This window comes from Afipia sp. MLSD5-FHT05B12 (assembly GCF_058793355.1).
In genome coordinates, this window is record NZ_JBXAFS010000014.1 from 39,713 (window position 1) to 60,647 (window position 20,935).

Consider the following 20,935-nt stretch of genomic DNA (forward strand, 5'->3'; position numbering starts at 1 on the left):
GAGCCTGGAGCTGTGTCGCGTTTAGTCCAGCCCAGATCAGTGCCACGCCGCAGAGCTTCCGCGCCCAGCTTTGACCGCTGCGGCGCACTGCGGATGGCCCCCGGTTTGATTCGGCTGACTTCACGCGAAAATTTACCACGTCCAGCACCGATAATGCGGGTTGGGACCTGCAAATATCACTGTTGGCATTGATCTTTTCGTCCGCCGTTGTATTGAAGGCGGGCTATTCGAGGAAGGCTGCGGGCACTGTCACGTATCCGCCTCAATTGGCTCCGAGACAGCCGCCGAACAAACAGGCATCCGGGCCCCGAGCGGGAGCGGGCGTTAAGGTTCAGAAAGGGTTTTCCACAATGAATTTCCGTATCTTGGCCGCGCAGGCCTCGCCGCGCGGCCGGGTGTTCGCCGCTTTGACCGCCGGCGCCTTTTTGGCTGCTGCTACCGTTTCCGGCGCCCAGGCTCAGACACCCGCGCCAGCCCCTGGCGCTCCGGCTCCGAAGGCTGCGCCCAAGACTGCGCCGAAGGCCGCACCGAAGGCGCAGGCTCCAGCCGCCCAGCAAGCTCCGGCCGCTGGCGCGCCGCAGCAGGCCCCTGCCGACCAGCAAGTCCAGCTGATTTATCAGCCCTGGACCAAGTTCTGTATGAAGGGCCAGGATGCCAACGCCAAGCAGGTGTGCTTCACCGGCAAGGACGGTCGCATCGAGTCCGGCCAGCCTGTTGTTGCCGCCGTCATCATCGAACCGGAAGGTGAGCCGAAGAAGCTTCTCCGCGTCACGCTGCCGCTCGGCATGCAGCTCGTGCATGGCACCCGCATCATCGTTGATCAGAACGCGCCGCAGCAGAGCCCGTATGTAATCTGCTTCGCCAATGGCTGTATGTCTGATTATGAGGTGACGCCCGAGATGCTGGCCAACATGAAGAAGGGCCAGAACCTCGTCGTGCAGGCGATCAATGCCAATGGTGCGCCGCTCACGCTGGCGCTTCCGCTCGCCGAGTTCGCCAAGGCCTATGATGGTCCGCCGACCGATCCGAAGGTCTTCGAAGAGACCCAGAAGAAGTTGCAGGAAGAGCTTCAGAAGCGCGCGGCGGAAGCCCGCCAGAAGCTGGAAAACGCGGCGCCGCCCGCTAATCCCGCCGCGAAGTAACGCGGTCTCCACAGACGAACGAAAGGCGCGCAGCGATGCGCGCCTTTTTGTTTGGCCGAAGTGTTCCTTCGATCTGCGGCGTGGGTGGCTATCTGTTTCGCGGTATCAGCTCTGACACCGTCCGATCGGTCGCTCGGTCGCTCGACACCAGGCCTTCCGCCACGCCGTCGCGGTCATCGGCGCCGCGGTTCTGGCTCATCTTGCGCTTGCCTTCGATGCGCGTGATCGGAAGCCGCAGGCCGACGATACCCTTGAGCTGCGACTTGATGAACGGCTCCGGGGCGTCCGTCACCGCCCAGGGTTCGGCGCGCGGATGTTCGTAGAGGTTGGTGAGGCGCGTGACGACTTCGAGCAGCCGGTCCTCGTCATTGAAGAATTCGACAGGCCCATAGGCATGCACGGCCACGTAGTTCCACGTCGGCACGACCTTGCCGTGTTCACGTTTGGCCGCGTACCAGGACGGCGTGACGTAGGCGTCCGGACCCGGGAAGATGACCAGTGCTTCTCCGGTGGCAGGCAGATCGCGCGTGCCGCGCTTGCGAAGAACGTCGTGCTGGCTCCGGGAAACGTATTCAGCCTGTCGCAGTCTGCCACGGGTTTTTTGCGATTTAATGTTTCGCAGACCGTCGATGGCCGCGTTTTCAGTGTGCTGCGCGAAGTCATGCGGGCCGGCAAAGCAGGCTAGCAGCGGATGTCAGCGGCAGGCAGATACCCCAGCAATGCGCGCGCTTTCCATGAGTGGCGCGGACCAAAATCCGATCTGTTATCTTATCTCAATGCAGTATGCCGCCGTTTTGCTATTATCAGTTATTGAGCCGCAACGAGGAGACAGCAGCCTATGTCCGACTACAGCGCACTTTCGCTTCCCGAACTCGAAGATCGCATCGCCATCGTGCGCGATAATATCCGGCAACTGATCGAGCAGGCGGCGGCGGTGTCTGGCGGTCAGAACGAGGAACGCAATGCCGATCGCATCGCCCAACAGACTGAGGAGCTGGAAGCGCTGGTCAAGGAGCGGGACGGGCGGAAGGGCGGCTAGTGTCCTGAATCCGAAGTTCGCTTCATTTTTCAGCACCCGCCGGAGCGAACTTCGGATTCAAAAGGACACTAGCAACTATGATTCTAGTGTGGCTTTGGTTCGCAAGTCCGCCAAAGAACCCGCCGCAGAATGATGCGGACTTGCGAACCGCCACACTGGGGGCAACACCGCGTCGTTCCGGACAGGCCGCCAAGCGGACTGACCTGGAATCCTGAAGTGTTCATCGGAAGCAACCACGAGATCCCATGCTCGCTCGCAAGCGCTCGCGCCTCGGAATGACGGCGGATAATCCAGGATAGCGATCGGAAGCGGAATTAGTTCAGCGACGGATTGCGCGGACGATAGCTGCCAGACTTGTCCTTGACGAAAATCTCGGCGACCTGCGAATGCCGGATCGGCTCGCCTGACTCGTCAGGCAGCAGGTTCTGTTCCGATACGTATGCGACGTACTCGGATTCCGAATTTTCGGCCAAGAGATGGTAGAACGGCTGATCCTTGTTGGGCCGCATCTCTTCCGGAATCGACAGCCACCATTCTTCCGTATTGTTGAATTCCGGATCGATATCGTAAATCACGCCACGGAAAGAGAAAATCCGGTGGCGGACGATCTGGCCGATCTGAAACTTGGCGGTGCGCGCTTTAATCATCCTCCGTCGAATAGACCATGATTGTGGCCGATGCTAGGGGCTAGGGCATGAATCGGGCGGGTGAGGGGCTCCCCTGCGTCGCAGTCGGTTCTCTGGTGCCGCGCGGCATAATAAGCGTATCCCAATGATCGATATTCTGAATCTTGCCCTTCCGTATTTCGGGCTGATCTTCATCGGCTATGCCTGCGGCCGGTACAAGCGGCTGCCGGAAGCCGGCCTGGAGTGGATGAATTTCTTCCTGCTCTACGTGTCGCTGCCGGCGCTATTCTTTAGAACACTTGCAAGGACGCCGTTCGAGCAACTGAACAATCCGCCGTTCGTGATCGCTACGACGCTGGCAACCGCGAGTGCGTTCTTCCTGTCGATGCTCGGCGCGAATCTGATCGGCAAACTGTCGATGCGCGAATCCGCGATGGCGGGACTGGGCGGGGGTTACGGCAACATCGGTTACATGGGACCGGGACTGGCGCTCGCGACGCTCGGCGCGAAGGCAGCAGCGCCGGTGGCGCTGGTATTTTGCTTCGACACGATCTTCCTGTTCACGACCGTGCCGCTGCTGATGGTGCTGACCGACGGTGAGCGCCGGCCGCTGCTGCCGACCGTCGGGCTCGTTGCAAAACAGATTATGCTGCATCCGCTTATCATCGCCTCCTATTTCGGTGCGCTGGTCGCGGCATTCCATGTCCCGGTGCCCGTAGCGCTCGACAACATGTTTCAGTTCCTGCAAAGCGCAGCGGCGCCCGTCGCGCTGTTCGCGCTCGGCGTCACCGTGGCGCTGCGGCCGTTCGAGCGCGTGCCATGGGAAGTGCCGGGCGTCGTCGTGGTCAAGCTGATCCTGCACCCGCTGATTGTACTCGGGCTCCTGATAGCGCTCGGTCCGTTTCCGATGGAATGGGCTGCGACAGCGCTGTTGCTGGCCTCACTGCCACCCGCGCTCAACGTGTTCGTTATTGCGCGTCAGTACGACACCTGGATCGAACCTGCATCGACGCTGGTGCTGATCGGTACGTTCGTCTCTGTGGTGACGCTGACCAGCGTGATGTGGATGATCAAGAACGGCGTGGTGTTTCCGTGACAACCCGTTTATCGGACGCTATTTGCGGAACGCAATGCTGAAGGAGCATGGATGTCTGTCGGTCTTGGGCCGGAAGTGGACATACCGCCTATGTGTTCACATCTCCCGTCTTGCGTGACGGTCGATGAACCGCAAGTATCCAGGCAACTCAGGTATCACCTAGGGATTACAGACCAATGCAGTTTGATGACGTTATCCTCGGCCGTCGGAGCATCCGCGGATACAAACCAGATCCGGTACCCAGGGTGCTGATTGAGGAAATTATCGGTTTGGCGATGCGCGCTCCGTCCTCGATGAATACCCAACCCTGGAATTTCTACGTCATCACCGGCGAACCGCTAGATCGAATCCGCACCGGAAATACAGAGCGGATGGTGGCAGGGGTACCGCAGTCGCGCGAGTTCCGCACGGGTCAGGCATTCGCAGGTCAGCACCGCGACAGGCAGGTTGGCGTCGCCAAGCAGCTGTTCTCCGCAATGGGGATTGCGCGCGATGACAAGGATATGCGCCAGGACTGGGTTCTACGTGGCTTCCGTCAGTTCGATGCGCCTGTGTGCATCATCGTGACTTACGATCGCGTGCTGGACGGCAGCGACGATACGCCGTTCGATTGCGGCGCTGTGGCAACCGCCTTGGTCAATGCCGCCTGGTCTCGCGGACTGGGGGCTGTGATCAACAGCCAAGGCATCATGCAATCACCGGTGGTGCGTGAACATGCCGGAATAGCGGACGATCAGGTTATCATGAAAAGCATCGCATTGGGGTGGCCGGATGAAAATTTCCCGGCAAATGCGGTGGTGTCCGAACGAAAGTCAGTCGAAGAAGCCACGGTGTTTGTGGGTTTCGACAACTGACCCTTAGCGCCCCCGCCACGACGGGGACAATCCCTCGCTCCGCGAAGGTGTGGCTGAAGACATCGGCGCTCCGTAACCAGCGCGGTTGTGATATGCTCCGGTGGAACGCAGGGAGCACTCCGATGACGATTGATCATCCCAATGCCAGAAGTATCTGGACGACGATTGAAGTCGACAAGGACGGTGTGGAGACGGTGCTGGTTGTCGAAACCGATCTGGAATTGAATGCCGCCGCCCCGGCTTTTGATGTTGCCAGGGTAGATGCGTTGATCGAAGCCGCGATGAAGAGTTTCGCCGCCAGCGGCGGAACGATCGATCGCGTTCATTTGGTGCCGGCCCGGTAGGACCTATACCTCGCGGCAATTACCGTCCGCGCCACGACGGCGACAGTCCCTCGCGCATGGCGAGCCGCCGGATCGGACCAACGGTGTTCAGCACATGCATGCCGGCGGCACGAAGCGATTGCGCCGGCAGGAAATCGCTAAGCAGCGTGCGGTTCGCCACGTCCACCGCGAAGGTGCGGCTGAACACATCGGCGCGGCGAGCGCGGGCGTAGCGTTGCAGCACCGCATCGTCGCCTGGATCGGTACCCATCGAGAGTGCGTCCCGCGCGATCTCCGCCAGATCGGCTGCATCGCGCAGTCCCATATTGAGACCCTGTGCGCCGATCGGCGGCAGCACATGCGCCGCTTCGCCGACCAGCGCAATGCGTTTCGCCGCGAGATGATCCGGACTCTCGATCGTCAGCGGAAACACGTGACGGCCCGGCGCGACGGTCAGCTTGCCGAGGATCGAATGCGATTGCTGTTCGGCGGCGAGAGCGAGCGCCTGGTCATCGAGGCTCTTCAGCCGCTCGGCTTCGTCCGGTTTCACCACCCAAACGATACTGGATCGCTCGCCGGGCAAGGGGACGAAAACGCACGGGCCGGACTCGGTATGAAACTCGGTCGAGCAGTTTCCGTGCGGGCGCGTATGCGTCACATTCAGGGTCAACGCCGATTGGCCGAGGTCCCGGCGCTTGACGCCGATGCCCGCGGCTTCCCGGCAGAGCGAATGCCGTCCATCAGCGCCGGCCACCAGGGCTGCGGTGAGCGTCTGACCCCGCTTTGTCGTGATCGTGACCGACGATTCGCCGGTGGCGATGGACTCTGCTTCGTCGTCGATGCGCGTGAGATTTGGCAACTCAGCCGCGCGCGCCTCCATTGCGACCATCAGCAGACGGTTCTCGATGTTGTAGCCGAACGCCTCCATGCCGATCTCATCCGATGAGAACTTCACCTCGGGAGAGCGGATCAGGCGGCGTGTGTCGTCCACCAGCCGCATCGTGCGTAGCGCAGCTGCGTCATCGGAACATCGCCGCCAAACGTCCAGCGATTGCAGGAAATCCACCGAGCCGCCGAGCAGGGCCGTGGTCCGGTTATCGGCATAGGGCGACCGCCGCGCGATCAGGGCCGTCTCGACACCGGCTTGGGCCAGCGCGATGGCTGTGGCCAGCCCGGCAGGTCCGCCGCCCACAACGGCGGTGTGATGGTTTTGCGATGCTGGTCGAGGTTTGGTCATGGGGTATCTATGGTCGGAATTTTCCGGCGTCACAATGGATTTCAGGTTGTCATCCTGATGGGTATTTAAGGCAAATCCGGTTCGCGCCTTGTCACAATTCAAACTGGAGACACTGGATATGCAAAATGCCGGGAATCCTGTTAGTGACGACTGCGTATGAGCGAGCCCGGCACGCAGGACCAGCCCCCGTTTCCCGCCAGAATGCGCGTGCGCGCGTTCGGGGTTCATATTTTCACGGCGCTGGGCGGCGCGGTCGCGCTGATCGCCATGCTGGAGGCGGTGAGGGAACACTGGGCGGCGATGTTCGGCTGGCTCGGACTTGCCCTGCTGATCGACGGTCTCGACGGCCCGCTGGCGCGGCGGCTCAATGTCGGCGATGTCCTCCCGAACTGGTCCGGCGACACGCTGGATCTTGTGGTCGATTTTCTGACCTACGTGTTTGTGCCAGCCTATGCGATCACGGCCAGTGGTTTGCTGGTTCCGTTGGCGACATACGTGCTTGGGGCGGCCATCGTCATTTCCGGTGCGCTGTATTTTTCCGACCGGCGCATGAAAACCGATGACAATCATTTTCGCGGATTCCCCGCGCTTTGGAATGGCGCGGCGTTCTATCTGTTCCTGCTGAAACCGCCAGCCGTTATCGGCAGCATCGCGCTTGCCATTCTCGTTGCGCTGACGTTCGTGCCGTTCAACGTCATGCATCCGCTGCGGACCACGCGATTCCGAAAACTGAATATCACGCTGCTGGTGATCTGGGCGATATTGGCAATGATCGCGATTGCTTCCAATTTCGAGGTGTCGTTGTGGATTACCGCCGGACTCTGCGCCATTGGCGCATACATTCTTTTCAGTGACGTGTTGATCAGATTGTTTGGCGGAAATCGCGCATGATGGAATTACTGACGAGCCCCGAGGCCTGGGCCGCGCTGTTGACGCTGACGGCCCTCGAGATCGTGCTTGGCATCGACAACGTGATCTTCCTGTCGGTGATCGTGTCGCGTATTCCGCCCGCGCAGGCAGAGCGCGCGCGCAAGATTGGTCTCGCGCTGGCGCTGGTGTTCCGGATTGCGCTGCTGAGTATTCTGGTCTGGCTGATCGGTCTTACCCAGCCGGTCATCACTGTCGGCAAGTTCGCGCTGTCATGGCGCGACATCATTCTGATTGTCGGCGGCTTCTTCCTGATCGCCAAGGCGACCCACGAGATTCATGCGGAGGTCGAGGCGCGAGACGAGGAGGGGAGTGCCAAAGCGACCCCGAGCGCGTTCTTCTGGGTGATCGTGCAGATCATCGTCATTGACCTCGTGTTCTCTATCGATTCCATCATTACCGCGATCGGCATGGTGGACGATCTCAAGATCATGATCGCGGCGGTCATCATCGCGGTTGGCGTGATGTACGTTTCATCCGGGCCTGTCGCGGCCTTCGTGAAGGAACACCCAACGACCAAAATGCTGGCGCTGGCGTTTCTCGTCCTGATCGGCGTGGCGTTGGTTGCAGACGGATTCCACTTCCACATTCCGCGCGCGTTCATCTATGTCGCGATCTGTTTCTCGGCGGCGGTTGAATTCTTCAACATTCTCGCCAGGCGCAACCGCAGGAAGCGGACGAGCCTGTCAGAAGGCTGATCGGGAGCGGCTTTGGTCCGCGTTGACAATTTGCTGCCGATGGACTTCGCTCCCGGTTGAGATTGCTTGAGAAAAGGCCGGGAGAAACCATGACCAAGGCTGTGCGCGTCCATCAGGTGGGCGGTCCGGAAGTGATGATCTATGAGGATGTCGAGGTGCCTCCACCCGGCTCCGGCGAGGTGCGCATCCGCCAGCATGCCATCGGCCTGAACTTCATCGACACCTATTACCGTACCGGCCTCTACAAGGCGCCTGGCCTGCCGTTCATTGTCGGCAACGAAGCCTCCGGCGAAGTGGTGTCCGCTGGCCCCGGCGTGACCAATTTCCACCCCGGCGATCGCGTGGCGTACTATTTCAATCTCGGCGGCTACGCGACCGAGCGCAATATTCCCGCCGACAAGCTGGTGAAGCTGCCGGATCACATCTCGCATGAACAGGCGGCGGTGCTGATGCTCAAGGGGCTGACGGTCTGGTACCTGCTGCACAAGACCTTCAAGGTGGAGCCCGGCCATCGCGTGCTGATTCACGCCGCAGCCGGCGGCATCGGCCTGCTCGCATGTCAGTGGGCAAAGGCGCTCGGTGCGAATGTCATCGGCACCGTCGGAACAGAGGAGAAGGCGAAACTTGCGCTCTCCAATGGCTGCGACCACGTCATTCTCTACAAGCAGGAAGATTTCGCCGAGCGCGTGAAGCAGATCAGCCGCGGCGAATTGTGCGACGTTGTCTATGATGGCGTAGGCAAGGACACGTTCGCCGGTTCGCTGAAGTCACTGCGGAAGCGCGGCCTGTTCGTGTCGTTCGGCAATGCCTCGGGGCCAGTTCCGCCGTTCTCGATCGCCGAGTTGAACAATCACGGCTCGCTGTTCGCGACGCGGCCAAAGCTCAACGACTATGTGGGAACACGGAAGGAACTGATCGAGGGCGCAGACGCCTTGTTCGCCGCCGTGCTCAGTGGCACGCTGCATGTGCCGATCAATCACGCCTATGCGCTGAAGGATGCGCAGAAGGCGCATCGCGATCTCGAGAGCCGCGTGACAACGGGTTCGGGGATTTTGAAGCCGTAGGTGCCCGTTCACTACATATCGATGTCGTCCCCGCGAAAGCGGGGACCCATACTCCCTGAGTTTGACTATAAGCAGGGTGGTGCGATACTTTTGTGCTGTGAATTCAGGGGTTATGGATCCCCGCCTTCGCGGGGATGACCCGTTGGGAATTCACGCTCTTAAAACCCCGCGACGGTCCCGTGCAGGTCATACTGGTCTGCGCGATCGATCTTCGCGGTGACGATGTCGCCGACCTTCAGCGGGCGGCGGCTGGAGACGTAGACCGCCCCGTCGATCTGTGGCGCATCGGCCTTTGAGCGGCCTTTTGCCACCGTCGGGCCGACTTCGTCGATGATGACCTGCTGGCGGGTGCCAACCTTGCGCTTGAGACGCTGGGCCGAAATCTTCTGCTGACGCGCCATCAGCGCATTCCAGCGCGCGGTCTTGATCTCTTCCGGCACCGGGTTCTCGATGGTGTTCGAGGTCGCACCTGCGACGGGTTCGTACTTGAAGCAGCCGAGACGGTCGATCTGCGCCTCATCAAGCCAGTCGAGCAAATACTGGAAATCGGAATCGGTCTCGCCGGGGAATCCGACGATGAAGGTCGAACGCAACGTGAGGTCCGGACATTCCTCGCGCCACTTCTTGATGCGGCTGAGTGTTTTGTCCTGCGAGGCCGGACGGCGCATCTGCTTCAGCACTTCGGGCGAGGCGTGCTGGAACGGGATGTCCAGATAAGGCAGCACCTTGCCCTCGGTCATCAGGCCAATGACTTCATCGACATGCGGGTAGGGGTAGACGTATTGCAGCCGGACCCACGCGCCGAGTTCGCCGAGCTCGCGCGACAGGTCGAAGAATTTCGCGCGGACCTCGCGATCCTTCCAGATGCTGGTCGCATACTTGATGTCGACGCCATAGGCGGAGGTGTCCTGCGACACCACCAGCAATTCCTTGACGCCGGCCGCCACCAGCTTCTCGGCTTCGCGCAGCACGTCGTTGGCGGGGCGCGAAACGAGATCGCCGCGCAACTTCGGGATGATGCAGAAGGTGCAGCGGTTGTTGCAGCCTTCGGAAATCTTCAAGTACGCGTAGTGGCGTGGCGTCAGCTTGATGCCCTGCGGCGGCACCAGATCGATATGCGGATTGTGCAGCGGCGGCAGCGCGCGATGCACGGCGTCGAGCACGCTCTCATATTGCTGCGGGCCGGTGATCGAAAGAACGTTGGGATAGGCTTTTTCGATCTGCTCGGGTTCGGCGCCCATGCAGCCGGTCACGATCACCTTGCCGTTCTCGGCCATGGCTTCGCCGATGGCGCCCAGTGATTCCTGCTTGGCGCTATCGAGGAAGCCGCAGGTATTGACGATCACCAGATCCGCGCCATCGTGCTTGCGCGCGAGCTCGTAGCCCTCCGCCCGCAGCCGCGTAATGATCCGTTCGGAGTCCACCAGCGCCTTGGGGCATCCAAGTGACACAAAACTGACTTTTGGGGCGACGCCCTGTTCCATCCGACCGTACCTGTTGGGAGTCCGCAGGAGCTATCCCCGATCAATCCCAAATACAAGGCTTTAAGCCGTATGGGCGTGCATGCTAAGGTTGTTTTGCCGGAATGCGAGTACTGAATGGCTGCGGATTCGTCGTTCAAGATAGTCATCGTCGACGAAAGCCCGATCAGAGCTGCAATCCTCAAGGAGGGACTGCGCGACGCGGGCTTTACCAGCGTTGAGCACATTCCGGAGATGCACAATCTTCTGGCGCGCATCTACCGCATCGATCCCGATGTCATCCTGATCGACCTCGAAAACCCCAGCCGCGACGTCCTGGAACAGATGTTCCAGGTCAGCCGCGCGGTACGGCGGCCGATCGCGATGTTCGTGGACCAGAGCGATGCCGCCTCGATCCAGCAGTCGGTCGAGGCCGGGGTGTCGGCGTATATCGTCGATGGCCTCAAGAAGGAGCGAATCAAGCCGATCCTCGATCTGTGCATTTCGCGGTTTAACGCCTTCTCCAAATTGCAGGATGAACTGGATCGCACCAGGTCGGCGCTGGAAGACCGCAAAACTCTGGACCGCGCCAAGGGCCTGCTGATGAAGGCGAAGGGCCTCACCGAAGAAGAGGCCTATGTGCTGATCCGGTCCACCGCCATGCGAGAGAAAAAGAAGATCGGCGAGATCGCTCAATCGATCATTACCGCGGCGGAGTTGTTGAAATGACGGGTACACCGCTTACGATTGGATTTATCCCGCTGGTGGACGCAGCCGCGCTGATCGCCGCCGTGGACAAGGGCTTCGCTGCGGCCGAGGGCCTCGATGTCACGCTGGTGCGCGAGGTGTCGTGGTCGAACGTCCGCGACAAGCTCAATATCGGGCTGTTTGACGCGGCCCACCTGCTGGCGCCGGTCGCGATCGCGTCGACACTCGGCCTGTCGCAGGTCAAGGTACCGATCATCACTCCCTTTAACCTCGGACTGAACGGCAATGCGATCACAGTGTCGCCGGCCCTTCACGCCGCGGTCATGGGCGAGGCCGACGGCGATCCGGCCAATCCGATGGTAACGGCGAAGGCGCTGGCGCGGGTTGTCGCGGCCCGGCGCGAGGGGGGCGGCGAACCGCTGACCTTCGGTATGACGTTTCCGTTCTCGACCCACAACTACCAACTGCGGTTCTGGATGGCCGCCGGCGGTGTCGATCCGGACGAGGATGTGCGGCTGGTGGTGCTGCCGCCGCCGTACATGGTGGACAGCCTCGCCAATGGCCACGTCGATGCGTTTTGCGTCGGCGCGCCATGGAACTCGGTCGCGGTTGATCTCGGCGTCGGGCACATCCTGCATTACGTCTCGGACATTCTTGAACGCGCGGCGGAAAAGGTCCTCGCGGTGCGCGAGAAATGGGCACTGGAGAATCCGGAAATCCTCGCAAAGCTCACGCGTGCGCATGGCCGTGCGGCAGAGTTTATCGAGACTCCGGAGAACCGGACCGAGGTGTCCCGCATCCTGGGAGCGCCGGAACGGATCGGGGTCGATCCCGAGGTGATCCGGCGCACCCTCGACGGCCGCCTGAAGATCTCCCCGGACGGGACGTTCCGCGAAAGTAGTCGATACTTGCTGGTCGGCCGTGAGGGTGCGGCGCGGCCCGATCCCGTGCAAGCGGCCTGGCTCTACGCCCAGATGGTTCGCTGGGGGCAGGCGGCTTATTCGCCGGAGGCACTGGAGACCGCCAAGAGGGTCTTCCGGCCGGATCTCTACGATACGGCGCTCGGCTCACCGAAGACGCCCGTACAAGGGATTCAGCACGGCGTTGGCGCCTTTGATGGCCCCTTGTTCGACGCCAACGATATCGCTGCGCACCTTGCGTCCGTCGCGATCAAGCGGCACCCGCTCTAACAGCGATTCCTGGTTCATTGACGCTTGCCCATTTTTTGTGCGCTGCGCAATAAGTGGGCATTTGCCATTTGGGCGGGCCGTGACCCAAGCCTGCTCCATATGAAGGCACCTCCGTAACCTCCTGAAAAATATGAATTTGCTGCGTTGCACGCGGCTGGCACGATCCTTGAATAGCTAGGGGCAGGCCGAGACGAAGGCCTGCCGGGTCCATCGATGGCCCAAACAGCAATGCCGCTGTCTCGAGGAGCCTCATGGGCGCGTCTCGAGGTGGCGGCTTTTTGCTTTTTGGGCGGCAAGGAGACCTGTGCGTAGGGCGATTGAACGGCAGTCAAACAGCGACACGGTCGAAAGGACGACAGACACCATGACCAAGACCACCAAACTGGGCGAGAAGGGAATCGCAAACCGCAAGATGAGCCGCCGTGCGCTGCTCAAGGCCGGTGCGGGAACGGCGGCATTGCTCGCCGCGGCGCGATTGAATTTTCCCGGCGGCGCCTTCGCGCAAACCGCCGGGCCGGAAGTGACCAAGGCCATCCTTGGCTACATCGCGCTGATGGACGCGTCGCCGCTGGTGATAGCCAAGGAAAAAGGAATTTTCGCCAAACACGGCGTGCCGGACGTCGAAGTCAACAAGCAAGCGTCGTGGGGCGCAACGCGTGACAATCTCGTGCTCGGCGGTGAGAAGAACGGCATCGACGGCGCGCACATCCTGACGCCGATGCCTTACCTGATTTCGGCCGGCAAGGTGACCCAGAACAATGTGCCGACGCCGATGTACATCCTGGCGCGCCTCAATCTCGATGCGCAGGCGATCTCTGTCTCCAACGATTACAAGGATCTGAAAGTCACTGCGAACTCGTCGGCGCTCAAGGAAGCCTTCGCCAAGAAGAAAGCCGAGGGCAAGGAAGTGAAGGTCGCGATGACCTTCCCCGGCGGCACCCATGACCTCTGGCTTCGCTACTGGCTTGCCGCCGGCGGCATCGATCCCGACAAGGACGTTTCCACCATCGTCGTTCCGCCGCCGCAGATGGTGGCTAACATGAAGGTCGGCAACATGGACGCGTTCTGCGTCGGCGAGCCGTGGGGTGAGCAACTCGTCAATCAGGGGATCGGCTATACCGCGTGCTCCACGGGCGAGATCTGGTCGAAGCATCCGGAAAAGGCGCTCGGTCTTCGCGCCGACTACGTGGACAAGTATCCGAAGGCGACGCAGGCCATCCTGATGGCTGTGATGGAAGCGCAGCAGTGGTGCGATAAGCCGGCGAACCGCGCCGAGATGTCCGAGATCGTCGGAAAGCGGCAGTGGTTCAACGTGCCGGTTGCCGACATTATCGGCCGCGCCAATGGCGACATCAATTACGGCAACGGCCGTGTTGAGAAGGGCACCAAGCAGTTCATGAAATTCTGGCAGGACCACGCGTCCTACCCGTTCAAGAGCCATGACGCCTGGTTCGTCACCGAAGACATCCGCTGGGGCAAGTTCGAGCCGACGACGGACGTCAAGGCGCTGGTCGACAAGGTCAATCGCGAGGACATCTGGAAGTCGGCGGCGAAAGCGCTCGGCGTCGCCGCAGCCGACATTCCGGCCAGCACGTCGCGGGGCAAGGAAACCTTCTTCGACGGCAAGGTCTTCGATCCTGAAAATCCGTCGGCGTACCTCAAGAGTTTGTCGATCAAGCGTATCGATGCCTGAGACCCTGCGGGCCGCCCCACGCAGGGGCGGCCTCGCACCTAACACAACCGAGGCAATCTCATGAACATGCCGCTCGCCAAAACGACCAGCACTCTCCCGACACCGTCGCCGGCTTCGACTGCCGCGGTCGTCCCGCTGCCGAAGTTATCACGCAGCTTTCTGACCGACACGCTGCTTCCGAATTTGCGTGCGGTGGCGGCCCGTGTGGTCCCGCCGTTCATCATGCTCGTGCTGATCTTCGGCATCTGGCAGATCCTCTGCATGAAGCCGGGTGCGACGCTGCCGTCGCCCTCTCGCATCTGGGCTGATGCCAAGGACCTGATCATCGACCCGTTCTTCGTGACCGGCCCGCAGGATATCGGGCTCGGCCTGCGCGTCCTCACGTCGCTTCAGCGGGTCGCTGTCGGCTTCGGTCTTGCGAGCGTTGTCGGAGTGCTGGTCGGCGCGATCATCGGCCAGTCGGTGTGGGCGATGCGCGGTCTCGATCCGATCTTCCAGGTGATGCGGACTGTTCCGCCGTTGGCCTGGCTGCCGATTTCACTGGCGGCCTTTCGCGACAGCAACCCGTCTGCGATCTTCGTGATCTTCATCACCTCGATCTGGCCGATCATCATCAACACCGCCGTGGGTATCCGCAACATTCCGCAGGATTACCGCAACGTCGCCGCCGTGGTTCGGCTGAACCCGCTCGAGTTCTTCTGGAAGATCATGATCCCGTCGGCGGCGCCCTACATCTTCACCGGCCTGCGCATCGGCATCGGCCTGTCATGGCTTGCCATCGTCGCGGCCGAAATGCTCACCGGCGGTGTTGGTATCGGCTTCTTCATCTGGGACGCGTGGAATTCATCACGTCTGTCCGACATCTTCGTGGCGCTCGCCTACATCGGCATCGTCGGATTTGTGCTCGATCGCATGGTCGCTTTCGTTGCGAACATCGCGACGCGCGGCGCACAGGCAAGCTAGTGATCCGGTTCTGACATTCGTATCGTATCCTTCGCGGGCACTTTTACGAATGTCAGAACCAAAGGATCACTAGAACCATAGTTTGCTAGTGTCCTTTCGTATCCGACGTTCGCTCGGAAGGCGCTGCAGAGTGAGGCGAACGTCGGATACGGGACACTAGTGGAGAATGACAATGGCTTATCTGAAGCTCGATCACATCGACAAGATTTTCACCCGTGGTTCCACGCAGAGCGAGGTCCTCAAGGACATCAACCTGACCGTGGAGCAGGGCGACTACATCTCGATCATCGGCCACTCCGGATGCGGCAAGTCCACCTTGCTCAACATCGTCGCCGGACTGACCACCGCGACCCAGGGCGGCGTGCTGCTCGAAGGCCGCGAGGTGAACTCACCCGGACCGGATCGTGCCGTGGTGTTCCAGAACCACAGCCTGCTGCCGTGGCTCACGGTTTATGACAACGTGCGCCTCGGCGTCGACAAGGTGTTCGGATCGAGCAAGACCCGCGCCGAGCGCGATGAATGGGTGCTGCACAACCTCAATCTCGTGCAGATGACCCACGCCAAGGACAAGCGCCCGTCCGAAATCTCCGGCGGCATGAAGCAGCGCGTTGGTATCGCCCGCGCGCTGGCGATGGAGCCGAAAGTGTTGCTGCTGGACGAACCATTCGGCGCGCTCGATGCCCTGACCCGCGCTCATCTTCAGGACTCGGTGATGGCGCTGCACCAGAAGCTCAACAACACGGTGATGATGATCACGCACGACGTCGATGAGGCCGTGCTGCTCTCGAACCGTATCGTGATGATGACCAACGGCCCGAGTGCGCGGATCGGCGAGGTGCTTGAGGTGCCGCTGCCCCACCCGCGCAAGCGGCTCGAACTGGCCTCTAATCCGATCTACCTCAAATGCCGTCAGCGCGTACTTGAGTTCCTCTATGAGCGCCATCGATTCGTCGAAGCGGCTTGATCGAGGCATAGATGTGAAGGACGTGACGTGAGCGAACCTCTAGTCATCATCGGCAACGGAATGGCCGCCGCTCGCTTCGTCGAGGAGATGGCGAAGCAGGCGCTCGGCCGCTACGCCATCGCCGTGATCGGCGACGAACCGAGGCTCGCTTACAACCGCGTGTTGTTGTCATCGGTGCTGGCGGGCGAGACCACGTCGCAGGAGATCGAGCTGCGGTCGGCGTCCTGGTGGCGCGACCGTGGCGTGACGCTGACCTATGGCTGCGCCGCCAATTCGATCGATCTCGCCAGCCACACCATCCATCTTGCGAATGGCACCGCCGTTCCTTTTTCAAAAGTGGTGATCGCCACCGGCTCGACCGCCATCCGGCTGAACGTGCCCGGCGCGGATCTGCCGGGCGTCCATACGTTTCGCGACAGCCGCGATGTCGATCTGCTGTTGGTACTTGCGCGCGAGAAAAAGCGCGTTGTGGTGGTTGGCGGCGGATTGCTCGGTCTTGAGGCGGCCTATGGTCTCGCCAAGGCCGGCTCCAAGGTCACACTGCTGCATCTGATGGATCGCCTGATGGAGCGGCAGCTCGATGCGCCAGCAGCGGTGCTGCTGAAGCGGCTGGTCGAGAGCAAGGGCATTGAGGTTCTGCTTGGTGCCAACACCAAACAGATCCTCGGCGAAGGCACGACGCAAGGCGTCGAACTGTCGGATGGGCGGGTGATCGCCGCCGACGCCGTGGTGTTCGCCGCAGGTATCCGTCCGAATGTCGCGCTGGCGAAAGATGCCGGTGTACCCGTCAATCGCGGTATCGTGGTCGACGATCAGTTGCGCACCGGTCATGTCGATGTGTTCGCGCTTGGTGAATGTGCCGAACATCGTGGCACATGTTACGGGCTCGTCGAACCCGCCTATGAGCAGGCCCGCGTGCTGGCCGATCATCTTGCGGGGCGTTCGGCGCAATACAACGGCAGTGTTGTTTCGACGAATCTGAAAGTCTCGGGTGTCAGCGTGTTCTCTGCTGGCGATTTCCTCGGTGAACCCGACACGGACACGCTTCTGTTCAATGACGAACGGCGTGGCACTTACAAGAAACTTGTAGTGGCCGATGGCCGCCTCAAAGGAGCCGTCCTGGTCGGCGATACGCAGGACGCGCTCTGGTACCTCGAACTGATCAGGACAACGGCATCCATCGAAGCGATCCGCGGCGACATGATGTTCGGCCGCGCTCTCGCACAACCGAAGGCCGCATGAGACATGTCCAGTGATTTTTCTCCGGACCAGAAGCGATATCTCGAAGGATTCGTATCGGGGCTCTCGGCCTCGCGCGTCGCGCGCACCAACGCACCGGCGAAGTCAGAGACGGTTGGGCCTGACGCCATTCATCTCAAGGCGCAGGACCGCACGGTTGCGGCGGGCCGCAAGCTCAACGAACAGGAGAAATTCAAGCGCGACGAGCATCCGTTCGATGCCTATCCGCGGCTGGTCAAGCAGGCGGAGAATAACGAATCGCCGAAACCGGCGGACAATTTCCGCTGGCGCTATTACGGCATTTTCTACGTCGCTCCGGCGCAGGCGTCCTACATGTGCCGTCTTCGTATTCCGAACGGCATCCTCAAGCACTGGCAGTTCGCAGGGGTCGCGGACCTCGCCGAAAATTTCGGCGGGCCCTATGCTCATGTGACGACGCGCGCGAATCTTCAGCTCCGCGAGATCGAACCGAAGAACGCGATCAACATCATCGAGGGGCTTCAGGATCTCGGGCTGTGCTCTCGTGGGTCGGGTGCGGACAACATCCGCAACGTCACCGGCACATCGACCGCGGGCATCGATCCGCAGGAAATTATCGACACGCGCCGCTACGCCCGCGAATGGCATTTCCATATTCTCAACGACCGCTCGCTGTATGGTTTGCCGCGCAAATTCAATGTCGCGTTCGACGGAGCAGGGCGCATCGCCACGCTCGAGGAGACTAACGACATCGCCTTTCAGGCTGTCGAGGTGTTTGAAGGCCACGGCGTCGAACCGGGAATCCATTTCCGGCTGGCGCTGGGCGGCATCACCGGCCACAAGGATTTTGCCCGCGATACCGGCGTTATTCTTAAGCCGCAGGAGGCGACCGATGTTGCTGACAAGATCGTGCGCGTCTTCATAGAGAACGGCGACCGGACCAACCGCAACAAGGCACGGTTGAAATATGTGCTCGACTCGTGGGGCTTCGACAAATTTCTTGCCGCCGTCGAGGAAAAGCTGGGCCGGAAGCTGATCCGTGTTCCGGCGGAAGCCATCGCGCCGCGTCCGGCCTATGATCGGCTCGCGCATATCGGCGTGCATCCGCAGAAGCAGGCAGGATTGAACTGGATCGGCGTTGCGCTGAAGCTCGGCCGCCTGTCGGCCGGGCAGATCCGCGGGCTTGCGAAGCTCGCAGCCGATTTCGGCGACGGCGATATTCGCCTCACGGTCTGGCAGAACCTGCTGATCTCCGGCGTCGCCAATGCAAACGTCGCGACTGTTGTTGCCGGCATCGAGGCTTTGGGCCTCGCAACGGCAACATCGGCCCTCCGCGCGGGCCTGATCGCCTGTACCGGCGCCACCGGCTGCCGCTTCGCGGCGGCTCACACCAAGGAGAACGCCGACGAGATTGCCGCTTGGTGCGAGGAGCGTGTACAGCTGCGGACGCCGGTGAACATCCATCTCACCGGATGTCATCATTCCTGTGCCCAGCACTATATCGGTGACATCGGCCTGATCGGCGCGCGTGTTCCGATCAACGACGATGGTGACACGGTTGCAGGCTATCATGTTCACGTCGGCGGCGGGTTCGGTACGGATACTGCGATAGCGCGTGAACTATTTCAGAACGTGAAAGCCGAGGACACGCCGAAGACCATCGAACGCGTGCTGAAAGCCTATGTTGCAAACCGCGCCTTCGAGGAGGAAACCTTCACCAGCTTCGCCAGCCGCCACGATATTGATGCGTTGCGCCAGTTGATCGGCGAGGGAGTGGCAGCATGAACCAGCTTTCTCCAACGGCGAACTTCGAGATCATCCCTGAGACTGCGCCGTTCTCGCAGGAGCAGCGCGCGTGGCTGAACGGATTCTTTGCGGGCCTCGTGTCGCTCGACAACGCTGTGACGCCGCTGACGGCGGAGCAGGGCGCGGCGGTCATGAAGGACGCTACCGGCGACGGCGATGACGGCGAAGCGCCGTGGCACGACCAGACCATGCCGATCGCCGAACGCATGAAGCTCGCCGAAGGCCGCCCGGTGCGCCGCAAGATGATGGCTGCGATGGCGCAGCAGGATTGCGGCCAATGTGGCTACAACTGCCACGACTATTCCGAGGTGATCGCTAACAAGTCCGAGGCACGGCTCAACCTCTGCGTTCCCGGCGGCAAGGAAACCGCGCGGATGCTCAAATCCCTTTACGAGGAGCTTGAGAAAGCGCCGGCTGTGGCATCGATGCCGACCGTTGCACCGGTCGCGCCTGTTGCGGTGGCGCCAGCGGCGGAGCCGGGCCGTTCGCGTGACAATCCTGCGAAGGCCTCGTTCCTGTCGCGCCGTCAGATCAACAAGCCCGGCTCGGAGAAGGAGACCTGGCATATCGAGTTTGACCTGTCTCAAGCCGGTCTCGATTACGTCGTCGGCGATTCATTCGGCGTATTCGCCGCCAACGATCTCGGCCTCGTGGACCAGATCATCGCGATGCTCGGCGCATCGCACATGACTGAAGTCAGCGGCAAGCCGCTGCGCGAGGTGTTGCTCAACGACGTATCGCTTTCTCCCGCACCGGATACGCTGTTCGAACTGATCTCGTTCGTGACCGGCGGCGCGCAGCGCGAGAAGGCGCGGGCACTTGCCTCAGGCGACGATCCGGATGGGGACGCCGCCAATCTCGACGTCCTGGCCGCCTTGCAGAAGTTTTCCGGGGTGCGCCCGCATCCGGAGGCCTTCATTGAGTCGCTCGAACCATTGCAGCCGCGCCTCTATTCGATCTCGTCGTCGCACAACGCAACGCCGGGCAAGCTTTCACTGACCGTCGATGCGGTGCGTTACGTGATCGGCAAGCGCAAGCGGCTCGGTCTTGCCTCAACCTTTCTCGCTGAACGGATCAATCCCGGCGAACAGCTTGGTGTCTATGTGCAGAAGGCTCACGGCTTCGGCCTGCCGCAGGACCCGAACACGCCGGTCATCATGATCGGCCCGGGTACCGGCATCGCGCCGTTCCGCGCCTTCCTGCACGACCGCCAGGCCACCAAGGCGCTTGGCCGCAACTGGCTGTTCTTCGGCCATCAGCGCAGCGCGTGTGACTTCTTCTACTCGGACGAATTGAATGCGATGAAGACGTCGGGCGTGCTGACGCGCCTGTCACTGGCATGGTCGCGTGACGGCGCGGAGAAGTTCTACGTGCAGGACCGGATGCGCGAAGTGGGACGTGAGCTGTGGAACTGGCTCGCCGACGGCGCGCACGTCTACGTCTGCGGCGACGCCAAGCGGATGGCGAAGGATGTTGAACGCGCTCTGGTGGATATCACGGCCCAGTTCGGCGCGCGGTCGACCGATGAGGCGATCGCCTTTGTGGCCGATCTGAAGAAAAAGGGCCGCTACCAGCAGGACGTCTATTGATGCGGGAAGGGTGCAAATCGCCGGTTTCTCCGGAGGCTGTTCATTCTCCGCAGGGGTCCCGGGGAGGATATTTCTCTCTCCCGGCGCGGGCGGGGGCAATTTTATCGTCTTTTTTTGGCGCGCCTTGTAAGTCTCTGACAGAGCAATTCAATATCGCCTCACGTGATCGATTGGAGATCGGCGATGAGCGATATTGTGTCAGAAGCCCATGCCCAGGCGGCCTCCGCCCAAGCGGAAGATCGCATGCACACGCTCGCCGTCTACGGCGCGTTCGCGCTGATCGCTGCCGTCGTGTTCGGCACGCTCTCCTACCATCCCTTCTGATCTCTGATCCGTTT

Annotated in this window: 20 protein-coding genes and 2 pseudogenes; 18 read left to right on the forward strand and 4 right to left on the reverse strand. The window is 61.3% G+C overall.

Features of this window, described 5'->3' with window-relative positions; genetic code table 11:
* Positions 1-350: 350 nt before the first annotated feature.
* A complete protein-coding gene (locus tag AC1Q6J_RS17145) occupies positions 351-1,142 on the forward strand; it encodes an invasion associated locus B family protein (protein WP_492280420.1) in 792 nt (263 codons plus the stop codon).
* Between the two features lie 88 nt (positions 1,143-1,230).
* On the opposite strand, the pseudogene AC1Q6J_RS17150 reads toward AC1Q6J_RS17145, so the two are convergent.
* Positions 1,231-1,662: pseudogene (locus AC1Q6J_RS17150) on the reverse strand (FMN-binding negative transcriptional regulator); the annotation flags it as partial.
* Between AC1Q6J_RS17150 and AC1Q6J_RS17155 the strand changes: the two are divergent.
* Positions 1,663-1,827, forward strand: a pseudogene (locus tag AC1Q6J_RS17155) (PLP-dependent aminotransferase family protein); the annotation flags it as partial.
* Between the two features lie 153 nt (positions 1,828-1,980).
* Complete coding sequence (locus AC1Q6J_RS17160; RefSeq protein WP_492280421.1) at positions 1,981-2,181, forward strand: hypothetical protein; 201 nt, start codon at positions 1,981-1,983, stop codon at positions 2,179-2,181.
* 314 nt (positions 2,182-2,495) lie between these two features.
* On the opposite strand, the gene hspQ is transcribed toward AC1Q6J_RS17160, so the two are convergent.
* A complete protein-coding gene (hspQ, locus tag AC1Q6J_RS17165) occupies positions 2,496-2,828 on the reverse strand; it encodes a heat shock protein HspQ (protein ID WP_492280422.1) in 333 nt (110 codons plus the stop codon).
* A gap of 124 nt (positions 2,829-2,952) precedes the next feature.
* Between hspQ and AC1Q6J_RS17170 the strand changes: the two genes are divergently transcribed.
* From AC1Q6J_RS17170 to AC1Q6J_RS17180, 3 genes are all read left to right on the forward strand, one after another.
* Complete coding sequence (locus AC1Q6J_RS17170; RefSeq protein ID WP_492280423.1) at positions 2,953-3,903, forward strand: AEC family transporter; 951 nt, start codon at positions 2,953-2,955, stop codon at positions 3,901-3,903.
* Positions 3,904-4,079: 176 nt separating this feature from the next.
* Positions 4,080-4,757 carry a nitroreductase gene (locus AC1Q6J_RS17175; RefSeq protein ID WP_492280424.1) on the forward strand — a complete coding sequence of 226 codons (678 nt, stop codon included), beginning with the start codon at positions 4,080-4,082 and terminating at the stop codon, positions 4,755-4,757.
* A gap of 122 nt (positions 4,758-4,879) precedes the next feature.
* A complete protein-coding gene (locus AC1Q6J_RS17180) occupies positions 4,880-5,101 on the forward strand; it encodes a hypothetical protein (protein ID WP_492280425.1) in 222 nt (73 codons plus the stop codon).
* Positions 5,102-5,120: 19 nt separating this feature from the next.
* Here the strand turns inward: AC1Q6J_RS17180 and AC1Q6J_RS17185 are convergent, their stop codons facing one another.
* Complete coding sequence (locus AC1Q6J_RS17185; RefSeq protein ID WP_492280426.1) at positions 5,121-6,317, reverse strand: UbiH/UbiF family hydroxylase; 1,197 nt, start codon at positions 6,315-6,317, stop codon at positions 5,121-5,123.
* Positions 6,318-6,473: 156 nt separating this feature from the next.
* Here AC1Q6J_RS17185 and pcsA point away from each other — a divergent pair, with 156 nt between their 5' ends.
* The 3 genes from pcsA to AC1Q6J_RS17200 all read left to right on the forward strand — a co-directional run bounded on the left by pcsA (position 6,474) and on the right by AC1Q6J_RS17200 (position 9,006).
* A complete protein-coding gene (pcsA, locus tag AC1Q6J_RS17190; protein WP_492280427.1) occupies positions 6,474-7,208 on the forward strand; it encodes a phosphatidylcholine synthase in 735 nt (244 codons plus the stop codon).
* Complete coding sequence (locus AC1Q6J_RS17195; RefSeq protein WP_492280428.1) at positions 7,205-7,942, forward strand: TerC family protein; 738 nt, start codon at positions 7,205-7,207, stop codon at positions 7,940-7,942. Before pcsA ends, AC1Q6J_RS17195 begins: the two co-directional genes overlap by 4 nt.
* A gap of 89 nt (positions 7,943-8,031) precedes the next feature.
* Entirely contained in the window at positions 8,032-9,006 is a 975-nt protein-coding gene (locus AC1Q6J_RS17200) for a quinone oxidoreductase family protein (protein ID WP_492280429.1), read from the forward strand.
* A 158-nt stretch (positions 9,007-9,164) separates the two neighbouring features.
* Here the strand turns inward: AC1Q6J_RS17200 and rimO are convergent, their stop codons facing one another.
* The gene (rimO, locus tag AC1Q6J_RS17205) at positions 9,165-10,490 is read right to left on the reverse strand and encodes a 30S ribosomal protein S12 methylthiotransferase RimO (RefSeq protein ID WP_492280430.1); all 1,326 of its coding nucleotides are present in this window, start codon (positions 10,488-10,490) and stop codon (positions 9,165-9,167) included.
* A gap of 114 nt (positions 10,491-10,604) precedes the next feature.
* On the opposite strand from rimO, the gene AC1Q6J_RS17210 reads away from it, so the two are divergent.
* The 9 genes from AC1Q6J_RS17210 (at position 10,605) to AC1Q6J_RS17250 (ending at position 20,921) form a co-directional block, all read left to right on the forward strand.
* On the forward strand, positions 10,605-11,195 hold the full coding sequence (locus AC1Q6J_RS17210; RefSeq protein WP_492280431.1) for an ANTAR domain-containing response regulator: 591 nt from the start codon (positions 10,605-10,607) through the stop codon (positions 11,193-11,195).
* Positions 11,192-12,364: a CmpA/NrtA family ABC transporter substrate-binding protein gene (locus tag AC1Q6J_RS17215; protein WP_492280432.1), complete on the forward strand. Its 1,173-nt coding sequence runs from the start codon at positions 11,192-11,194 to the stop codon at positions 12,362-12,364. Before AC1Q6J_RS17210 ends, AC1Q6J_RS17215 begins: the two co-directional genes overlap by 4 nt.
* A 364-nt stretch (positions 12,365-12,728) precedes the next feature.
* Entirely contained in the window at positions 12,729-14,057 is a 1,329-nt protein-coding gene (locus AC1Q6J_RS17220) for a CmpA/NrtA family ABC transporter substrate-binding protein (RefSeq protein WP_492280433.1), read from the forward strand.
* Between the two features lie 60 nt (positions 14,058-14,117).
* A complete protein-coding gene (gene ntrB, locus AC1Q6J_RS17225; RefSeq protein ID WP_492280434.1) occupies positions 14,118-15,020 on the forward strand; it encodes a nitrate ABC transporter permease in 903 nt (300 codons plus the stop codon).
* A gap of 172 nt (positions 15,021-15,192) precedes the next feature.
* Positions 15,193-15,984, forward strand: a complete 792-nt coding sequence (locus AC1Q6J_RS17230; protein ID WP_492280435.1) for an ABC transporter ATP-binding protein — start codon at positions 15,193-15,195, stop codon at positions 15,982-15,984.
* A gap of 27 nt (positions 15,985-16,011) precedes the next feature.
* Positions 16,012-17,226 (forward strand): NAD(P)/FAD-dependent oxidoreductase, encoded by a 1,215-nt coding sequence (locus AC1Q6J_RS17235; protein ID WP_492280436.1) that lies wholly within the window; start codon positions 16,012-16,014, stop codon positions 17,224-17,226.
* Between the two features lie 3 nt (positions 17,227-17,229).
* The gene (locus AC1Q6J_RS17240) at positions 17,230-18,987 is read left to right on the forward strand and encodes a NirA family protein (protein WP_492280437.1); all 1,758 of its coding nucleotides are present in this window, start codon (positions 17,230-17,232) and stop codon (positions 18,985-18,987) included.
* Complete coding sequence (locus AC1Q6J_RS17245; protein WP_492280438.1) at positions 18,984-20,597, forward strand: sulfite reductase subunit alpha; 1,614 nt, start codon at positions 18,984-18,986, stop codon at positions 20,595-20,597. Before AC1Q6J_RS17240 ends, AC1Q6J_RS17245 begins: the two co-directional genes overlap by 4 nt.
* Before the next feature lie 183 nt (positions 20,598-20,780).
* Complete coding sequence (locus tag AC1Q6J_RS17250; protein ID WP_492280439.1) at positions 20,781-20,921, forward strand: hypothetical protein; 141 nt, start codon at positions 20,781-20,783, stop codon at positions 20,919-20,921.
* The last annotated feature ends 14 nt before the right edge of the window (positions 20,922-20,935 follow it).

What these genes read in the sequence shown, in the direction of transcription:
- AC1Q6J_RS17220 (WP_492280433.1), top strand. Translation starts at nt 12,729, where the DNA reads ATGACCAAGACCACCAAACTGGGCGAGAAGGGAATCGCAAACCGCAAG.
- AC1Q6J_RS17145 (WP_492280420.1), top strand. Translation starts at nt 351, where the DNA reads ATGAATTTCCGTATCTTGGCCGCGCAGGCCTCGCCGCGCGGCCGGGTG.
- AC1Q6J_RS17170 (WP_492280423.1), top strand. Translation starts at nt 2,953, where the DNA reads ATGATCGATATTCTGAATCTTGCCCTTCCGTATTTCGGGCTGATCTTC.
- AC1Q6J_RS17185 (WP_492280426.1), bottom strand. Translation starts at nt 6,317, where the DNA reads ATGACCAAACCTCGACCAGCATCGCAAAACCATCACACCGCCGTTGTG.
- AC1Q6J_RS17245 (WP_492280438.1), top strand. Translation starts at nt 18,984, where the DNA reads ATGAACCAGCTTTCTCCAACGGCGAACTTCGAGATCATCCCTGAGACT.
- AC1Q6J_RS17250 (WP_492280439.1), top strand. Translation starts at nt 20,781, where the DNA reads ATGAGCGATATTGTGTCAGAAGCCCATGCCCAGGCGGCCTCCGCCCAA.
- AC1Q6J_RS17175 (WP_492280424.1), top strand. Translation starts at nt 4,080, where the DNA reads ATGCAGTTTGATGACGTTATCCTCGGCCGTCGGAGCATCCGCGGATAC.
- AC1Q6J_RS17200 (WP_492280429.1), top strand. Translation starts at nt 8,032, where the DNA reads ATGACCAAGGCTGTGCGCGTCCATCAGGTGGGCGGTCCGGAAGTGATG.
- rimO (WP_492280430.1), bottom strand. Translation starts at nt 10,490, where the DNA reads ATGGAACAGGGCGTCGCCCCAAAAGTCAGTTTTGTGTCACTTGGATGC.
- pcsA (WP_492280427.1), top strand. Translation starts at nt 6,474, where the DNA reads ATGAGCGAGCCCGGCACGCAGGACCAGCCCCCGTTTCCCGCCAGAATG.
- ntrB (WP_492280434.1), top strand. Translation starts at nt 14,118, where the DNA reads ATGAACATGCCGCTCGCCAAAACGACCAGCACTCTCCCGACACCGTCG.
- AC1Q6J_RS17230 (WP_492280435.1), top strand. Translation starts at nt 15,193, where the DNA reads ATGGCTTATCTGAAGCTCGATCACATCGACAAGATTTTCACCCGTGGT.
- AC1Q6J_RS17180 (WP_492280425.1), top strand. Translation starts at nt 4,880, where the DNA reads ATGACGATTGATCATCCCAATGCCAGAAGTATCTGGACGACGATTGAA.
- AC1Q6J_RS17215 (WP_492280432.1), top strand. Translation starts at nt 11,192, where the DNA reads ATGACGGGTACACCGCTTACGATTGGATTTATCCCGCTGGTGGACGCA.
- hspQ (WP_492280422.1), bottom strand. Translation starts at nt 2,828, where the DNA reads ATGATTAAAGCGCGCACCGCCAAGTTTCAGATCGGCCAGATCGTCCGC.
- AC1Q6J_RS17240 (WP_492280437.1), top strand. Translation starts at nt 17,230, where the DNA reads ATGTCCAGTGATTTTTCTCCGGACCAGAAGCGATATCTCGAAGGATTC.
- AC1Q6J_RS17195 (WP_492280428.1), top strand. Translation starts at nt 7,205, where the DNA reads ATGATGGAATTACTGACGAGCCCCGAGGCCTGGGCCGCGCTGTTGACG.
- AC1Q6J_RS17160 (WP_492280421.1), top strand. Translation starts at nt 1,981, where the DNA reads ATGTCCGACTACAGCGCACTTTCGCTTCCCGAACTCGAAGATCGCATC.
- AC1Q6J_RS17210 (WP_492280431.1), top strand. Translation starts at nt 10,605, where the DNA reads ATGGCTGCGGATTCGTCGTTCAAGATAGTCATCGTCGACGAAAGCCCG.